The organism is Chitinophaga sp. sic0106 (assembly GCF_019219075.1).
Lineage (GTDB): Bacteria > Bacteroidota > Bacteroidia > Chitinophagales > Chitinophagaceae > Chitinophaga.
Map to the genome: position 1 here is coordinate 320,806 of NZ_JAHUWJ010000003.1, position 17,044 is coordinate 337,849.

At 49.3% G+C, this 17,044-nt stretch carries 13 protein-coding genes; 1 reads left to right on the plus strand and 12 read right to left on the minus strand.

Translation table 11 applies throughout. The features are described from left to right. Window positions 1–54: 54 nt before the first annotated feature. Window positions 55–1,812 carry a cellulase family glycosylhydrolase gene (locus KW844_RS06330; protein WP_255578250.1) on the minus strand — a complete coding sequence of 586 codons (1,758 nt, stop codon included), beginning with the start codon at window positions 1,810–1,812 and terminating at the stop codon, window positions 55–57. A 175-nt stretch (window positions 1,813–1,987) separates the two neighbouring features. Here KW844_RS06330 and KW844_RS06335 point away from each other — a divergent pair, with 175 nt between their 5' ends. Then, a complete protein-coding gene (locus tag KW844_RS06335; protein WP_218375870.1) occupies window positions 1,988–4,864 on the plus strand; it encodes a triple tyrosine motif-containing protein in 2,877 nt (958 codons plus the stop codon). Here the strand turns inward: KW844_RS06335 and KW844_RS06340 are convergent. The 11 genes from KW844_RS06340 to KW844_RS06390 form a co-directional block, all read right to left on the minus strand. Next, window positions 4,859–6,148: a PAS domain-containing sensor histidine kinase gene (locus KW844_RS06340; RefSeq protein ID WP_218375871.1), complete on the minus strand. Its 1,290-nt coding sequence runs from the start codon at window positions 6,146–6,148 to the stop codon at window positions 4,859–4,861. The two genes, KW844_RS06335 and KW844_RS06340, sit on opposite strands and share 6 nt — an antisense overlap. Further along, window positions 6,132–7,505, minus strand: coding sequence for a sigma-54 dependent transcriptional regulator (locus KW844_RS06345; RefSeq protein WP_218375872.1), 1,374 nt, complete (start codon window positions 7,503–7,505; stop codon window positions 6,132–6,134). Before KW844_RS06345 ends, KW844_RS06340 begins: the two co-directional genes overlap by 17 nt. A 9-nt stretch (window positions 7,506–7,514) precedes the next feature. After that, entirely contained in the window at window positions 7,515–8,699 is a 1,185-nt protein-coding gene (locus KW844_RS06350) for an ABC transporter permease (RefSeq protein WP_218375873.1), read from the minus strand. Window positions 8,700–8,725: 26 nt separating this feature from the next. Then, window positions 8,726–9,949: an ABC transporter permease gene (locus KW844_RS06355; RefSeq protein ID WP_218375874.1), complete on the minus strand. Its 1,224-nt coding sequence runs from the start codon at window positions 9,947–9,949 to the stop codon at window positions 8,726–8,728. Between the two features lie 21 nt (window positions 9,950–9,970). Beyond that, window positions 9,971–10,636, minus strand: coding sequence for an ABC transporter ATP-binding protein (locus tag KW844_RS06360; RefSeq protein WP_218375875.1), 666 nt, complete (start codon window positions 10,634–10,636; stop codon window positions 9,971–9,973). A 9-nt stretch (window positions 10,637–10,645) separates the two neighbouring features. Beyond that, complete coding sequence (locus KW844_RS06365; RefSeq protein WP_218375876.1) at window positions 10,646–12,100, minus strand: TolC family protein; 1,455 nt, start codon at window positions 12,098–12,100, stop codon at window positions 10,646–10,648. Window positions 12,101–12,108: 8 nt separating this feature from the next. Then, window positions 12,109–13,356: an efflux RND transporter periplasmic adaptor subunit gene (locus KW844_RS06370; protein WP_218375877.1), complete on the minus strand. Its 1,248-nt coding sequence runs from the start codon at window positions 13,354–13,356 to the stop codon at window positions 12,109–12,111. Window positions 13,357–13,486: 130 nt separating this feature from the next. Beyond that, the gene (locus KW844_RS06375; RefSeq protein ID WP_218375878.1) at window positions 13,487–13,867 is read right to left on the minus strand and encodes a hypothetical protein; all 381 of its coding nucleotides are present in this window, start codon (window positions 13,865–13,867) and stop codon (window positions 13,487–13,489) included. A 182-nt stretch (window positions 13,868–14,049) separates the two neighbouring features. Further along, a complete protein-coding gene (locus KW844_RS06380) occupies window positions 14,050–14,880 on the minus strand; it encodes an AraC family transcriptional regulator (protein ID WP_218375879.1) in 831 nt (276 codons plus the stop codon). 249 nt (window positions 14,881–15,129) lie between these two features. Continuing rightward, window positions 15,130–15,807, minus strand: coding sequence for a DUF4998 domain-containing protein (locus tag KW844_RS06385; protein ID WP_218375880.1), 678 nt, complete (start codon window positions 15,805–15,807; stop codon window positions 15,130–15,132). 32 nt (window positions 15,808–15,839) lie between these two features. Further along, window positions 15,840–17,042: a DUF4959 domain-containing protein gene (locus tag KW844_RS06390; protein ID WP_218375881.1), complete on the minus strand. Its 1,203-nt coding sequence runs from the start codon at window positions 17,040–17,042 to the stop codon at window positions 15,840–15,842. Window positions 17,043–17,044 lie beyond the last annotated feature (2 nt).

A 17,044-nucleotide genomic window follows, 5' to 3' on the forward strand; every position in this document is an offset into this window, starting at 1 on the left:
GGGTTTTACACTTATAAAAGTTAACAATAGAGGGGTGATATACTGTCTTCATAATTACTTCCTTTTAAATTCCAGTTGACTAAATAAACAGCCTCCTTTGGCAAACACCACACGGATGCGGTTTTCACCTTTGTCCAGCTTCACAGCCGGCACAGTTACCTGCTGCCACCCTGCTGTAGCCGGCACCGCCAGGCCCGTTGCCACGGTCTTGCCGTTTACCTGTACCTCCAGCTGCGCGTCGGCGCTGTCTTTAGCCACTGTCAGATTAATAGTGTAACTCCCTGCTTTTGGCACTTTTACAGTGTATTGCAACCATTCAGTATCTGCCGTATTAAATATGTAATAAGCTCCTTTGTCGGCCTTGATATCCACGCCATCATTGCGGTAAGCCATGCCCCGGTTACCACGGGTGTTTATACCGGGCGTATAATGATAACTCGCCGTATCTACATCACTATAGGCGTAACCGTTAGGCCCCAGGTCGTAATCCACCGCTTTCACTACCGCGGCATTGCCAATCACATGCTCCCGGAATGGAATCGCCTCCGTACTATGGATCTGCCTGAACATCGCGTCCACTACATCTCTGTGTACCACTGTATTCTCTGCTCTTGTATTACTTACAAACTGTAGGAGAGATGTATATGCTTCCTCCGCTGATGGCTGCTCCCCCTTTCCGCTCCAGTAATCGAGTATTGCCTGAAACCCTGGATTAATAAGAATCTCCATAGGCTGGTTCATCCCTATCTTCTTTTGCTGCCACCAGGCCCAACCAATATCATTACGCTCCACCAAACTGATCACATGCTGATACCAGTTGTTACTGTTTTCACCTGACTCCCCTAACCACAGCGGCACATTGTACTGCTCCCGCAATGCTTTAAAGCGTGCGATAGACGCTTCATCGGGGAAGTTGCCATACTTATGGAAACTCAACACCATATTGTCATCCCACGTTGGTAGTATGCCGTTATAGTTGTTTCCAAACGCATTGCCTTCTATGATGATTATATGCTTTTTATCCACCTCCCTGATCGCAGCAGTAATCTCCTGCATCAGCTTTTTCAGCGGGGCATTGGTTTTCTCCTTACCTCCTGACTTATCTGCCGGATCTTCAAATCCCCAGTTAGGCTCATTGATGATGTCGTACCCCCCAATCCATGGCTCGTTGGCATAACGCGTTGCCAGCTGCTTCCACAGCGCAATAGTTTTTTCCTGGTTCGCGGCACTCTCCCACAGCGACGGCCGCTCGGGATGCCTGTCGGAAATCGGCAGGTCGTGCCCCTGCCCGCCAGGAGCCGCATGCAAATCCAGGATCAGGTATAAATGATTGGCCTTACACCAGGCCAGTAAAGAATCAGTAAGCGCAAAGCCGGCTTCCTTCCAGGTTTGCTGTCCCGCTACCGGCTCATCTTCTACCGCCGGCGTGTATAGTTCATAATGCATGGGGAGTCGCACAGAATTAAACCCCCATGCCGCCAGCGAATCGATATCTGCTTTATTGGTATGACTGGTGATCCAGGTATTATATATATCCGCCGTTTTCTCCGGTCCTACCAGCTCCTGTATTTTCGCTTTGATTTTATATTGCTGCCCTACACTCCCCAACCGGAACATGTAACCTTCCTGCAGCATCCAGCCGCCCAGGCCCATCCCCCTGAGGATCACCTTTTCATTTTTCCCGTTGACAATAATATGACCCTTCGCTTTGAGATATCCCTGACCGTTAGCCAGTAATCCGAACAGTAAAAGAAGCGTTGAAAGTACCATTACTCTTTTGGCAAAAGAGGTAGCATAACCGTGAAATCGCATACGTAAACGTGAATTAATAGCTCGTAAATCTCTACCGCTAAAGTCTGTAAAAGTCCCGACATTGCTGCATTTCAGGGTACGTCATTTCTACTACACCCCCGCGATTGTGCCAGTATTGCCCATCAAATTCAACACGTCATACCTACTACAACAAAAAATTTTTACATTTACCATCATGAAGTTTATCGGGCATCTGCTATTCCTTATACTGTTACTGGTAAGCACCACGTTATCCGCTCAGCAAACTATCGGACTTCCTGCCATTGCCAACTACGATCGTACTGTGTATAAAGGCAACGGGCAGACCTACGATGTGACCATGGATAAAAATGGTATCCTCTACTTTGCCAACAACGAAGGCCTCATCACCTTCAATGGCAGCAACTGGCACCTGCACCCCGTGCCTAATAAAACCCGCGTGCGCTCCGTTAAAGCCACGCCTGATGGCCGTATATACGTAGGCGCCCAGGATGATTTCGGTTATTTTCTCCCTGATAAAAATGGTAACCTGGTATACACCTCCCTCAAACAAAATATACCGGAAGGCAAACGCCAGTTCGCAGATGTATGGAACATAGCAGCAATAGATGGCTACATTTTTTTCCGCACCAATAACAAAATATTCCGCCTGGATAATAAGGGTAAAATTGACGTTACTTTTTCCGGGATGGAATGGAAGATCATGGGCTCCAGCGGTAAACACCTTTATGCGGAAGACAATGCCGTAGGCCTTTACCGCTTCGAAAACAATCAATGGAAATTATGGTGCACTTCCATCACCAATCAGCAACTGGTGATCAGCGCCGTGCTCAGCGAAAGTAATGATACCCTCCTGGTAGCCACCATCAAAAACGGATTGTATAAAATATATCAGAACCAGGTAATTCCTGTGGTGACAGCAGCAGACGAGGCTTTCCGTAACACTCATATCTACTGCGGCTTACAACTCAGCCCTACCCAATACGCCATCGGTACTTTCACCAACGGCCTGTATATTATAGACCTGCCCAGTGGCCGCATCCTCCAACAGTTCACCAGCAACGAAGGCCTGCAAAGCAATAACATCCTCCGCATTTTCAGTGATGCCCGCAGCAACCTGTGGCTCACCCTCGAAAACGGAATCGACAACCTCCACTACAACGCCGCCATCAAACGCATTGCTCCTGATAAAGGCAACCTGCTCGGCGCTTACACCGCCAGCATATTTCAGCATAAACTCTATGTAGGCACCATCGATGGACTATACGTCTCCACCCTCGACAACAGCCCCGATATCAGCTTGTCCAAAGGCACCTTCACACGCATCCCTAAAACATCCGGACAAGTCTGGAACCTGCACGTGTATAATGAACACCTGTTAATGGGACATAACGACGGCACGTTTGAAATTAATAACACGAACGTTACACCTTTGCTGACAGACATCGGCAGCTGGACCTACCTACCGGTAGGCGACCGCCTGATCACCGGCTGCTACAATGGCCTGGCCGCCGCTACCTTGCAGCAGGGAAAATTCACCATGAAGCGCCATATCAACGGGCTGTATGAGTCACTGCGTTTCCTCGCACCTGATGATGCGGATCACGTATGGTCCTCCCACCCTTACAGGGGCATCTACCACCTGCACTTTATCAACGACTCCCTGCAATTTGACTTGTACACGCAAAAAGATGGCTTACCATCTAACGATAATAATTTTGTATTTACCCTGCAAGGCAAAATGGTGGCCGCCACACAGGCAGGCATATACGAATACCAGCCGGCCACCAATAAATTTGCACCCTCCAAAAAATGGCAACCTCTGTTCCAGCAGCTGCCCGTGCAATATCTCCGCGAAGATGACAAAGGAAATATCTGGTTCGTATCCGCCAACAAAGTAGGCCTGGCCGATACCAAAGCCAACCGCATCATTTATTTCCCGGAGCTCACAGATCATATCATTACCGGGTTTGAATTTATTTATCCGTATGATGATGAAAATATTCTGCTGGCAGGTGATAAGGGACTTATACATCTCAACTATAAAAAATACAACCAGCAACACATCGGCCCTAAGGTACTGATGGGCGCTATCCTGACCGGCACCCGTCGCACGGATAGCCTGCTATATGGCGGCTATCCCGGCACCAGCACGGCAAACGAGCCCGGACTACCCAATGCCTTCCGCAATTTCCGGTTTGAATTTTCTTCTCCCGCTATCAACCAGAACAGTAATATATTATACGCCTACCAGCTGGAAGGCTACGATAAAGAATTTTCGGAATGGTCGCCCAAAACGGAGAAAGAATATACCAACCTGCCTTTCGGCCATTACCGCTTCCTCGTGAAAGCGAAGGATAACATGGGCAACATTTCACCACTGGCTACTTACAGTTTTTATATTCAGCCGGCATGGTACCAAACCTGGCTCGCCTGCTGCGTATATGTGTTACTGTTAGTGCTTGCCGGCTACCTGGTGTACCAACGCCAGCGCAAACGCCTGGCAGCACAGCAACAGCGGCATTTAAAAGAACAGGAACAGCTCATCGTAAGCCACCAGCTGGAAATGGAACGCCATGAAATGCAATTGGTCAAGCTCCGCAATGAAAAGCTGCAGGCGGATGTACAACATAAAAACAAGGAGCTGGCCACCGCCGCCATGAATATTGTGCAGAAAGGAAAAACACTGTCGGATATTAAAGAGGCCTTCCTGGAGGCCATTAAAAAGCTCAGCGATCCCGCACCCATGCCTAAGTTCCGTAAAGTGTTGAAGCTGTTCGAAGAAGCGGAAAACAACGAGGACGACTGGACTGAATTCTCCCGGCACTTCGATGAAGTACATAACAACTTCCTCCTTACCCTGAAGAAAAAATATCCGGAGCTGACCACTACCGATCTGAAACTATGTGCTTACCTGCGTATCAATCTCACTACAAAAGAGATGGCGCAAACAATGGGCATATCCGTACGTGGCGTGGAAACCAGCCGCTATCGCTTACGTAAAAAACTGGAAATTCCGGGGGAGACGAACCTCTTCGACTTCCTCATGGACGTGACCATGGCGGAATCATAGGTCGATCGTAAACACCGTTTGACCAGGTGCTACTGTTTTCAATGAAAAAGCAAAGCCGTGCTGTAACAGAATTTCCTTTACCAGAGTGAGTCCTATGCCTTGTCCATCTTTCTTATTGCTGAAGAAAGGCGTGAACAGTTGTGCGGCCACGGCTTCGCTGATACCTTTTCCATTATCCGTTACCGTTAGCCTGCGTTGTGCAGCGTCCAGGGTTACCACCACCTTCCCTGCGCCGTTTACCGCTTCCAGGGCGTTTTTGATAATATTGATCATTGCCTGCTCGAGCAGCTGCTGATCCGCCTGCACCTGCATCTCTCCGGAAACAAACTCCAACTGCAAGCTAGCCTGCTGCCCATTTGCAGCAGGTTGCAACAGCATACAGGTATGCTCCAGCAGCCTGTTTAAAGAGAGGGGCGCCAGGTTAGCGGTGGGCAATCGTACCACATCAGCGAAGTTACGCATGAAGGTATTGAGGTTGTAATTACGATCAATGGCCACCTGCAAACTATCCATCAGCAAGCCTTCGCGGGGAATGCAGGGAGAATTTTGCACGGACTGCAAAATAGAATTCACCGGACCAATCGTATTGTTCACTTCATGGGCCATCATTCGAATCACTTTACCATAGGCCTTTTTCTCCGCCGCCAGCATTTCTTCGGTCAGCTCTTCGATCATGATGAAATGCCGGGGAAAGCCCCGGTCAATAAAATGTGATTTTTGAATTTTATAGGTAGAGATACCATCCAGCGTGATGGTGTGGGACTTGCCCGACTGCAACGCTGCAATTTCGCGCCATACGGGATGTTGCAATTCCGCTATACTTTTGCGGTTCACCATATTTTCGCTCGTACCCAGCACCTGCAAGGCTTTTGGATTGGCCTGCTGCACCACATCTTCATAATCCAGGATAATGATGCCGGTGGGCGAGGTTTGAATCAGTTTTTCGAGAAAAAAATGCTGCTGTTCCTGCTTTACCCTTTCCTTACGCAACTCGTCGATCATGTTGTTATACACAGTGATGAGCTTGTCCAGTTCATGCTGCCCGGTAGACTGAAACTTGACATTGAAATCGCGCTCCCGGATGGCATCTACCCCACGCATCAGAAAGCCCAGTGGCCGCGCCAGCTGGCGGTAGAGTCGCCAGGCGATAATGGCCGACACGAGCACCAGCGATTCACTCACCATAAACCAGATCCTGTTTTCTACGAACAGGAACCAGCAAAGCACCAGTATCACCAGGTGCAGGATGCCCAGGAACAGGAGATATTTAATCCTCAGTTTCATCGTAGGGAATATTATACTTTTCGAGGCGGCGGTACAACGCGCTGCGGGTTAATCCTAAAGAAGCGGCTGCCCTGGAAACCTTATTGCGGTGGAATTCCATGGCTTTGCGAATCATCAGCACTTCCATTTCTTCCAGCGTAAACTCTCCTACTGCCGGCAGCTGCCTGCCATTGGTACCGGTGGCGGTGGCACTCAGGTGTCCCTGAAAATCATCTACGTCCAGCAGGTCTTTGGGCGCCAGTAAAATCGTGCGTTCCACCAGGTTTTTAAACTGCCGGATGTTACCCGGAAACGGCTGTTTGCTCAGCCATTTCACCGCTGCCGGGGCAATGCCCAGCGCCGGGCGGCGGTATATTTCCTTCAGGTTGCCGGTAAAAAAATCCAGCAACAGCGGAATATCGGAGGTGCGTTCCCGTAGTGCCGGTAGTTTTATGGAGATGAGATTGATGCGGTATAGGAGATCTTCCCGGAAAAGCCCCTGTGCTACCATTTCTCCGAGGTTCCGGTTGGTGGCGCATACCACGCGTACATCTACCATTTTAGTGCGACTACTCCCCAGCACTTCGTAGGTGCGGTCCTGTAATACCCGTAAGAGCTTTACCTGCGAAGCCGCATCCAGGTCGCCGATTTCATCAAGAAAGATGGTGCCTTTATGGGCCATTTCAAAACGGCCTATCCGGTCGTTGCGCGCGTCGGTGAAGGCGCCCCGTACATGTCCAAACATTTCACTTTCAAACAAGGTAGCGGAAATTCCGCCCAGATTCACTTTTACAAAAGGTTTGGTAGCGCGGCCGCTGTTTTCATGTATAGCCTCAGCAATCAGCTCCTTACCTGTACCACTTTCGCCGGTGATCAGCACGGGGGCATCGGTAGCGGCTATACGACCAATGGTTTCCAGCACCTGCAGCAGCTGTGGGTCCTGGCCTATGATCTGCCCGAAGCGGTAGCGGCTATCCAGCTCCTGGCGGATAGCAGGTTGCGGCTGCTGCTCCCTGAGCTGCAAGGCCGTACGGATGGACTGCAGCAAATGATCGTTGCTCCAGGGTTTGTTGATAAAATCTGCCGCTCCCAGCTTCATCCCTTCCACTGCCAGCTGGATGGTAGCCCAGCCGGTGATCAGGATCACAGGGATGTTGGGATAATCCTCCCGGATGTTGCGTAGCAGCGCCAGCCCTTCCTTACCGCTGGTTTCCGGCGTAAAGTTCATATCCAGTATCACCAGCTGCACGGGGTGCAGCGCCAGCTGCCGTAACGCGGCATCATGCCCGTCGGCACATACCGACGGGAACGACGCTCCCTCCAGCATCAGCTGGAGGGAAGTCCTTACGGCTATATCATCATCTACAATCAGTATCATCTTCCGTTATTAATCTTCATGCAGTGCTACCGCCGGGAATATGGCCGCAGCCTGTTTTCCCGGATAAAACGAACAAAGCAGCACCAGCAAATATATAAACAATACACTCAATCCGATGGCGATAAAATAACTCGCTGTAGGTACATTAAATACATGCATCAGCGGAAACTGCACGGCAAAGAAAACGCCTATTACCAGGGCAAAGCTGGCAATCACCATCGACTCACCCACCAGCTGCCGGTTGATGTCCGCACCGGTAGCGCCTACAGCTCTGCGCAAGCCTATTTCACTGCGGCGTTTATTGATATTATACCACAGCACACCAAACATGCCAAGGGCTACATTGATGATCATAAAAGTGGCCACTATCAGCACGATCACCACCGGAATAATAGCCTGCCGGTCTTTCTCCCGGTGCCGTTCGCTCAGGTGATGAATTTCAATATTGGCCTTATGAAAAAGTGAACCCAGTTTTTTATAGAGCTTTCCTTCAAAAGTGGCATCATTGGCTACAGCAGGATCTACGCGGAGGAGCATATTCCTGATCCATTCCAGGTCACTATTATTGATGCGCATAAAGGCGGAGTAACCGGAGCTTAAATAGTCGCCCTGGAACTTAGGTTCCTTCATCACGCCTATTACACGGAAGCCTGTTTCTTCTTCGCCCAGTATTTTATTGATGGGCGAAACCGATCCAAACATTTCTTCTTTCACCCGCTCACCTATGATGATCGGCTTGTTTTTATACACTTCATCTTCTTTTGAAAACCAGCGTCCCTCCAGTACTTCCAGCTGCAGGAGTTGCTGGTAGTTGTCTTCCCCCCGGTAAGTATTAATGGAGGTTACGGTCTTACCCTGATAATTAAAACCACTCTGGTTAAAATTGGTAGAAAACGGGGTATTGTTACCGGATAAGGATACGCTTTTTATTTCAGGCATTTGCAACAGCTCCTGCTTTACCAGGTCGGTGTACAAACGCATGGAATCTTTACCTTTTGGATATCTGGCACCCGAAAAGCTCACTTCCCATACATTGGTTTCATTCATATTTGCAGGCTGGGCATAGCTGCGGTAGTAGGTGACCATTAAACTGGTGAGCCCGAAGATGACGAGAAACGACACCAGGATTTCTACCACCAGCAACAGGTGGCGGCCTTTTCGGTTCCAGATGAGTTTTATCAGATGAGGAAACATAATTTCATTTTTAAAGATCAGCAGAATCAGGCTTTCAATGCTTTTACAATGGCCAGCCGCGACATACGCCAGGCAGGGTACACGCCGGATACCAGACCAAACACCAGGCAGGTAATCAGTCCTATTACCAGTACCACCGGGTTGAGGTGTAAGGTTACATGTGGCAGTATGGCAGCCTGGTTAAAAATATACAGCATCACCACAGCCAGTAAACAGCCTACGACACCTCCCAGCAAAGTGAGGATAATATTCTCTACTACAAACTGATAAACCAATGTATTAGATGATGCTCCAAAGGCTTTACGGACAGCAATTTCAGAGCTTCGCTCCATAATCCGGGTCAGATTGATATTCACCAGGTTCACTGATGGAAGGAATAACAGCAAAAATACAAACCCGCCTATCACGCTATATACCCAGCGTTTTAGGGGCTTGCTCATATTGCCGGTACGCAGGTAGGCATCCGAATAGTAGTCGGCATAACTGAGCACTTTATCATACGACTTATCACTGGGTTTGAGGCGGCCCACCACATTATTGTATTCTGTTTGCATAGCAGGGAGGTCGTGAGCGCTGGCGCCCAGCAAAATGGCATTGTACTCGCCATGATAGCTTTGCCCTGTTTCGCTTTCATTGGCTACCGTATAGGGAATATACATGTCGCCGCTGAAAAAATAGGTGGTTCCCGGCACGTTCTTTACTACACCGGCTACACGAAACTGTTGGTTGTCTGCTTCAATCAACTGACCAACCGCCTGCACATCTTCCCCGAAATATTGTCGCCGCAGGTCTTCTGTAATCACCGTTACTTTTTCGCGGTTGCTCACCTGCTGTGCATCAAAAGGCTTGCCTTCCAGGAAATCGAAATCGAGTATATTCCAGAAACTGCCATTCACATAACGGAAAGCGATGCCGATTTTTTTACCTGCATGATAAGTATTTGTACCAACTCTGGCGGTATAATATCCTACATCGACGGGCGTTTTCATCGTTTTCAAATAGCGGTTGATATAGCTGAGTGATAATGACGAGCTCACCATCGACTGCGGGCCATTTTCCTCAATGCCTGTCAGATAAAGGGATCTGGCCCGTTTTCTATCGGGGTAGTCATCATTTACAATCTTTTCTATAAAAGCTGTTAACACCAGCAAAGTAGCCAGGGTAAAGCTGATCCCGAACAGGCTGACGAAGGTGAAAAACTTCCTTCTGTTAAGTATAGCGATCGCAATTTTAAAATAATTCTTGAGCATAGCTGCATAGTTAAGGGTGAATCATTGCACCTGTGTGCCATCGAACAGGCGTACGAGCCGGTGTGTTTTTTTTGCCATCACTTCGTCGTGGGTCACCATTACAATGGTAGTTTTATCCCTGCTGTTGAGTTGCAGCAGTATATCCATGATTTCATTGCCCATAGCACTGTCCAGGTTACCGGTAGGTTCATCGGCCAGGATAATTTCCGGCTCGCCTACGATGGCGCGGGCAATGGCAACGCGTTGTTTTTGTCCGCCGGAAAGCTGGGTAGGAAAGTGTTTCAGGCGATTGCTCAGCCCTACTTTTTCCAGGGCCTGCGTGGCCAGGCGGCGGCGTTCCTTGGCGCTCACCTTGCGGTACAGCAGCGGCAGCTCCACGTTGTCGAGCACGTGCAGGTCGTTGATCAGGTGGTAGCTCTGGAAAATAAAGCCCAGCCGCTTATTACGGAAGTGTGCCAGTTGCTGGTCACTCATGCGATCGATTTTTTCGCCGGCGATGCTGATATCGCCGGAGGAAGGCTCGTCCAGCAGGCCCATAATATTGAGCAGGGTGCTTTTACCGCAGCCCGACGGACCCATCACAGATAGGAATTCACCTTTCTGAATATCCAGACTGATGCCGTTGAGGGCGAGCGTTTCGATGGTGTCGGTACGGTATACCTTTTCGATGTTGTGCAGCTTGATCATAACGGTAAGTTATTTATAATCTATTTTTTTTTGCAATTCAAAATCATATAAAGAGAGATATCTTATCTGGTACCATGCGCTCCAGTAGTCGCGCAGCGCGGCAATATAATCGCGGCGGGCCTGGTCTTTTTCCTGGAAGGCAATACTGAGGTCTGTTATGCTAAGGTTCCCGAGTACATATCTTTCACGGGAGATATCAGACTTCTCGCTGGCAATGCTATCGGCCCCGGCAGTGAGTTGCAGCTGGTCTTTCATCAGGTCGAACAGGGTTACCTGTGTTACGATCTGCTGTACAAACAGCTGCTTGTCCTGTTCCACTGCGTATTCGGTGAACTTGAGGTTTGCTTCCGCGGTGCGGGTACGGGAGCGTGCCCTTCCCCAGTCGAGTATAGGTATGGAGAATTCAAGCTGTACCAGTTGCTGGTCCTGCGGGTTTTGATACACTTTAGCTACGGTGCGGGCGCTGTTGGAGTAGCCGAGTCGCGCAGTGAGCATGGCATTGATGCCATTATCACCTTTGGCTTTTGCCACATCCCGCTTAGCTTCTGCGAGGCGGCGCACAAAGGCGATGGCATCGGAGCGGTTGGCATAGGCCTCTGCCAGCACTTTATCCGCAGGTACACTGATGTGCATCATTTCGTCCGGCAGCTGTAGCTGAATGTATTGGGTGGTATCCAGCCCGGTATAGGTGCGGATGTTGAGGGAGGCGATCTGGAGGTCGCGACTCGCAATACCCACTGCCTTGCTGGCTTTCAGCTGTTCCAGCTTAAGTTGCAGTATTTCATTGCGGGAAATTTTTCCCAGCTCCAGCTTCACATTGGCTACCTCCTGGATATGCGCAGTGTTTTTGAGGATGGTTCGGGCAGTTTGCAGGTTTACCTGCGCCAGCAGCAGGTCAAAATAGTAGCCGGTGGCGCGGATGGCTACCTGCTCCATATCTTCTATATAGGCCTGGCGACTTTCATAGTACCGCAACGGTTCTATCTTCTTATTCCATTTTAAAGCATTGAATTGCCACAGGGGCTGGCTATACCCGATGCCATACGGCGAGCCGCTGTATTGGGTAGTATGCCGGTCAAAATCATCAAAGCGCTGTAGATTAGTGCTGCCGAAGATCATGCCTCCTGTGGCTGCAATGCTTTGCGTGAAGGAGAGATCGAGCGTTGAGTTATTATTGTGAACCGGTTGGAACAACGCGGTACCATCCGGCTGAATTACCTGGTTAAAAGATTTCGTATAGGCGGGCAGGATACCTGTGAGTGCCAGCTGTGGCTGGTAGTTGGACTTAAAGCTGCGGTATTCCCAGTAGCGGGTTTCCCTGAGGGTGGCCGCCTGGCGGGCGCTGATGGAGCGCTCCCTGGCCATGTCAATCACTTCCGGCAGGGAGAGTGTAAGCGTGTCCGTTAGTTGCGCGGCAGCCGGCGTGGTTACCAGCAACAGGTATAAATAAAGGCTTTTTTTCATGGCCGCGCTCAGTGTTTGATGGTTACTTTTTCTACCTGGTCATACGTACGCATGTCCGAGGTGATCACGGTTTCGCCGGGTTGTATGCCGCTCACCACTTCTACATAGTCGAAGCTGGCCAGGCCTATCACCACGCGGCGGCGGTAAGCGATGTGATCACGTACTACAAATACATCCTGCGACTGCCCACTTTTAAAGGCGGCGCCATTGGCTACCCGCACAATGTTTTCATGGCTGGCCGTTACCAGGTAGATGTCCAGTTTCTGGTTGGGGCGCAGCTGCTGCTGGTGCTGGCGGGCCAGCTGCACATCGAAGGAAAGGATGTTGTTTTCAACAGCAGGGTGTATATTGGCAATGGTGCCACGCAGCAGACTGTCGTTTATTTTCACAATAACGGGGAGGCCTGTACGAATCTGATCGGCCCAGTCATCAGAAATGCTGCCATTAATTTTAAAGCTGCCCAGGTCCGCGATGCGTGCCAGCGGCTCCCCTTCGTTGATAGCGGCGCCAATATTCCGGTTTACCCAGGTGACCACCCCTGCCCTGCTGGCCACCACATCGGCCAGGGCCAGCTTTCGTTCCAGTTCCTTCAGCTCATTGGCTTGTATTTTAGCTGCCAGCTCCGACTCCTGGATATCCAGTTTCATGGATTGCTGCCGGGTAGTGATCTCATTTTCCAGCTGCTTTTTTTCCTGCTGCGCCACCTGCAAATTCATAGTGGCCTGCTCAATATCTTCGCGGGTGCCGCCACCTGCCTTAAATAGGCGGCGCGCGTTTTCTACAGCGGCTTCCAGGCTGTTGATACGGAGTTGCTTGATGGTATTGTTCGATTGCAGGTCGTAGAAAGATTTATTCAGCTCCAGGCGCATCTTACGGATATTGTTGCGCTTGAGTTCCAGCTGGAACAGCCCGTTTTCATATTGGAGTTGTGAGGCCGACTTATCGAGCAACAGCACCGACTGTCCCTTTTTCACGGCGCTGCCGGCATCGAGCAGTACCCGTTGTACGGATGCGTTAACGGAACTGGTGATTACCTCTTCAAATTCGGGTACCACTACACCGCTGGCGGTAAGCGTATTTTCGATATTGCCTTTTTGTGCAACGGCAGTAGTGATGCTGTTGCGGTCAACAGTAGGGGCAAACAGGGATCGGATCAGTAACAGCAGTACAATAATAACCGCAGCTGCCACTGCCAGGTACAGGTATCGTTTGTAGTTTCGCCGGGATATTTCTGATTGGGCAATCGCCTTATCCATTGGATGATTATTTTATGGAGATAATCATCCAATCGAAATGCCAATGCAGCGTTACTGATTATCAGCACGTTAATGCATACACGCTGATTAAAACTGTCCGATACCGGACAAAGTGTTTGCTTTTGGGAAATTAGCCCAGGGTCTTATAGGCCAGTTTCATGAACTTTTTCACTTCGGCGTTTACATCTTCCGGATCATACATGCGAAAATGATGGTTGTATTGATTGCTACCGGGCACCTGGGCCATTTTGGTGAAGCAAAGGTTATCGGGGTACAGTTCCCGGAATGGGAATACCACATGCACAAAATTCTTTCCCAGCTGGGATACCCAGGCAATACGGGGGCCCTCGTCGCCGCTAATGGCCAGGGCGATCATGGTTTTGGTAGGTACCAGGTGGATGTTGCTTATTTTTTGATATTCGGCAATAAAGTGATTAAACAAGCCTTTGGTGATATCGGACTTGCCGGCAAAGAAGTGGGCAATCCGGGGATTTTCAGCGATGTAGTCCATAAGGGAAATTGAATGATACCGTGCAAAGGTCTTTGTTTTTTGGAGGAAAACAAACAACGGTACAGGGTATCACTCCCTAAAAATAACTTTCCGGATGGCGGAAGGAAAGGTAGTAGTTGAATGTTATTTCCAAAGTTATCAAGAGCTTTTGTTCCTGCATAGTACAAATCCGACATTTTTTATCAGGTCATATAGCTGTGCAGGCGAATGGTATTTTTCAGTTCCTCCTCCCGGATAATGCTCGGGGTGATGCCGGCAAACTCTTTGAAATCACGGATAAAATGCATCTGGTCGTAATAACCACTCATGTGCGCAATGGTGGTCCAGGTGGCGTCCGGGAAGTTTTCTTTCAGATGATAGGCTTTACAGAACCGGATCAGCCGGGCATAGCGCTTGGGCGACATCCCCGTGCGCTCCACACATTTTCTTTCAAACTGCCGGGTACTGATATTGGCATCATAGGCCATTTTTTCTATGGAGATGTTACCGGCATTCTGAATAAGGTTATCCATCACGAAATCTACCGCATTAGATGGCTTCAAACGCGCCACCTTCTTCAGCAGCCAGTTCTCCACGATGAACACCATCTTATCCCAGTCTTCAATATGCTCTTTCAGCTGGCTGTTGATATCATCAATTTCACGACCGAGGAACAGCTGGGTATCAAAATCCTGTTCATGCAGCTCCGTCATATGGATATTGAGCAGGCGGAAAAGCCCACCGGGCTTAAAGGCTACCCCCAGGCCCAGGTGCTTGCGGCCCATGTCCAGCCAAACTGATTTTTCGAGGGGGCCTACTGTCAGACTCACCGACTTCTCCACAAAATCATTGGAATAAACACGTTGTACTTTCACCGGATCTTCCAGGTAAAACATGATATAACGCTGGTACGATGGTACGAAACGGTACATATTGGATAGGCCTGACTCCTGGGTAAAATCGGCACTATATACGCCGATGTTATGGACAAACTCCTGCAGGGCCGGGTGCGGTGTATACACTTTAGCTTTCATGGCCGGAATAATAATGGTTAACTAATGTTGCGCATTTGGTGTAAAGGCTCAACGGTTGGTTGTGAATCTTTTAATGTTCCTTTGCATTCCTTCCATAAAAATAGGAATTCCGGCCAGATGTCAAAATATTGACAAGATAATTTTGCGGCTTTTCGCTTTAAACAGGGTGCCTTCGGCAAGCTGTTAAACAGGGGAGGGACAAGAGCCACCGGCCATTGTCCCTCCCCTGTAAGCATTAAAAAGCAAGTGTTAAGGCACCTTAACGGAGTCTACCCTGGAATAAAACGTATCTATGGCCATGTTCCTCGGCTTATACATCGTCTGAAACCGGCAGTACGAGCCCTTAAGCGCCCCTTTTAGCAAAATAGAATCCGGGTCACCGGGGTTATCTACCGTTTTCAATATCCCTGCTGCATCCTTGTACATCAACCGGGTATTCACATTGGTGCTGTCGTTACTTCTGTACCAATACACACAGAAATCGGTGCCAATGGCTTTACTGCTTTTAATTACCCTTGGTTGCAGGGATGCTTCATAAATCGCACCGTAGGTGCTTCCCAGTATACTGGTAGGCACGGAGGTGTGGCCGTTGCCATCACGGGTAATGACTGTAAAGGAATAGCTGCTTTCAGGCAGGCCGGGCACTACGGCGAATACCGAATCATTGGCATTCATAGCCGGCACCGTAAAAATCATGGAATCTTTTTTGGTATTCCAATACACCACGGCATCTTTCACCTTAGTATCAGGGCCACGCCGCCACGATAGCATGATGCGGCCCCTCCCCGCCCAGGTGGTCAGCTGTTCCGTTTTAGCGGTGTACAATATGCCCCCAGGCACTACCGCATTTTTAAAATTATCGTCTACTTTGGAACAGGCATAGAGGCTGCAAACAGCGCCTATTCCAATCATTATTTTTCGGATCATGTACAGATGAATTGCTGGTCAGTAAATAGTGTTTATTGTCGCGCTCCCCAGAAAGACAGCTCACTGATGTAGAAATAGGTAAATCCGCCCCATGTCTGCAATATCTTAAAGCGCAGGAATCTTACCGCAGGAATACCCGGTGGCATGTCAAAATCCTCTCCGTTTACGGAGGCAAAGGTGCGGTCTTCCGCACTTACCGTATTACCCGGTGTAGGCTTAATGGAGGTAAATTGTCCCAGCAATTCCCAACTGCTATCCCAGCTACCGTCCGGATTCGGGTTATTGCTGCCATAGATCTCGAATACCTTAGGATCACCGCCAACATAGGCACCGCTGGTACCGGAACGGTGGTACAGCTTAAACCGGCTGAGGGCCGTTTTATAGCCCATATCAAAAGTAAACCAGGCCGGCATCAGCGCCACACTGGTTTTGGTGTGGAAGCAATCATTATCAGTGTTCCATACATTATTCCAGAGAAAAGTCATGTTGCGCAGCGATAAACCTGACCAGGTATGGCCTATATTATTATCTGAAGGCAGGGATACTTCTTTAAAAGGCGCCTTATCGATCGGTGTTTCAAATATCGGCTTCAGTGTAGCCGTGAGCGTATCTGATTTATTGCCCCAGCGGTCTTTACAGTATACAGCAAACTTTTGCGGAATAGTGTCAAAGCCACGTGCCGTAACAGCGCCACTGATGGCAGCACTGGTATATACATTCACTGTTTTCCAGGTACCATTGCCGGTAGTATCCTGCATAATGAAATAGGTGATGGGTGCTTCAGCCGGATTCTGGTAAATAACCACTACCCCACCAAAGGTGGCCCGGAAGTCCAGACTCCGCTTTGCCGTCCACACAGGCGGCAACAGTGGGTTAACGGTTACTTCCACCGGCGCGGAAGCTTTTTCGTTTCTGCCTACGGTATAGAGCTTTACAATATGCGGCAGGGTATCTCCGAAACCCGCCACAATCAGCGTATCACCGAAGTAGGAAGTTTTAGCCTCCCGCTTGATTTGCTCATTCGCATTATAGACCGCTTTTACATAAAGCAGGTTAGGATCATCCGGCACGGTGTAGGTGATGATGGCACCACCAGGCGTATTGGTCACGTTGTACTTCGTGATAGGCGCCGGAGCCGGTGCATTTTCATCTGCATAAATCCGCACCCCTTCTTTTTTACAAGCCAGGCCTGCTATAATTACTGACAGTAGTAGTAAATAAAATCTCTTTTGCATAA

What these genes read in the sequence shown, in the direction of transcription:
- KW844_RS06330 (WP_255578250.1), bottom strand. Translation starts at nt 1,812, where the DNA reads ATGCGATTTCACGGTTATGCTACCTCTTTTGCCAAAAGAGTAATGGTA.
- KW844_RS06335 (WP_218375870.1), top strand. Translation starts at nt 1,988, where the DNA reads ATGAAGTTTATCGGGCATCTGCTATTCCTTATACTGTTACTGGTAAGC.
- KW844_RS06340 (WP_218375871.1), bottom strand. Translation starts at nt 6,148, where the DNA reads ATGAAACTGAGGATTAAATATCTCCTGTTCCTGGGCATCCTGCACCTG.
- KW844_RS06345 (WP_218375872.1), bottom strand. Translation starts at nt 7,505, where the DNA reads ATGATACTGATTGTAGATGATGATATAGCCGTAAGGACTTCCCTCCAG.
- KW844_RS06350 (WP_218375873.1), bottom strand. Translation starts at nt 8,699, where the DNA reads ATGTTTCCTCATCTGATAAAACTCATCTGGAACCGAAAAGGCCGCCAC.
- KW844_RS06355 (WP_218375874.1), bottom strand. Translation starts at nt 9,949, where the DNA reads ATGCTCAAGAATTATTTTAAAATTGCGATCGCTATACTTAACAGAAGG.
- KW844_RS06360 (WP_218375875.1), bottom strand. Translation starts at nt 10,636, where the DNA reads ATGATCAAGCTGCACAACATCGAAAAGGTATACCGTACCGACACCATC.
- KW844_RS06365 (WP_218375876.1), bottom strand. Translation starts at nt 12,100, where the DNA reads ATGAAAAAAAGCCTTTATTTATACCTGTTGCTGGTAACCACGCCGGCT.
- KW844_RS06370 (WP_218375877.1), bottom strand. Translation starts at nt 13,356, where the DNA reads ATGGATAAGGCGATTGCCCAATCAGAAATATCCCGGCGAAACTACAAA.
- KW844_RS06375 (WP_218375878.1), bottom strand. Translation starts at nt 13,867, where the DNA reads ATGGACTACATCGCTGAAAATCCCCGGATTGCCCACTTCTTTGCCGGC.
- KW844_RS06380 (WP_218375879.1), bottom strand. Translation starts at nt 14,880, where the DNA reads ATGAAAGCTAAAGTGTATACACCGCACCCGGCCCTGCAGGAGTTTGTC.
- KW844_RS06385 (WP_218375880.1), bottom strand. Translation starts at nt 15,807, where the DNA reads ATGATCCGAAAAATAATGATTGGAATAGGCGCTGTTTGCAGCCTCTAT.
- KW844_RS06390 (WP_218375881.1), bottom strand. Translation starts at nt 17,042, where the DNA reads ATGCAAAAGAGATTTTATTTACTACTACTGTCAGTAATTATAGCAGGC.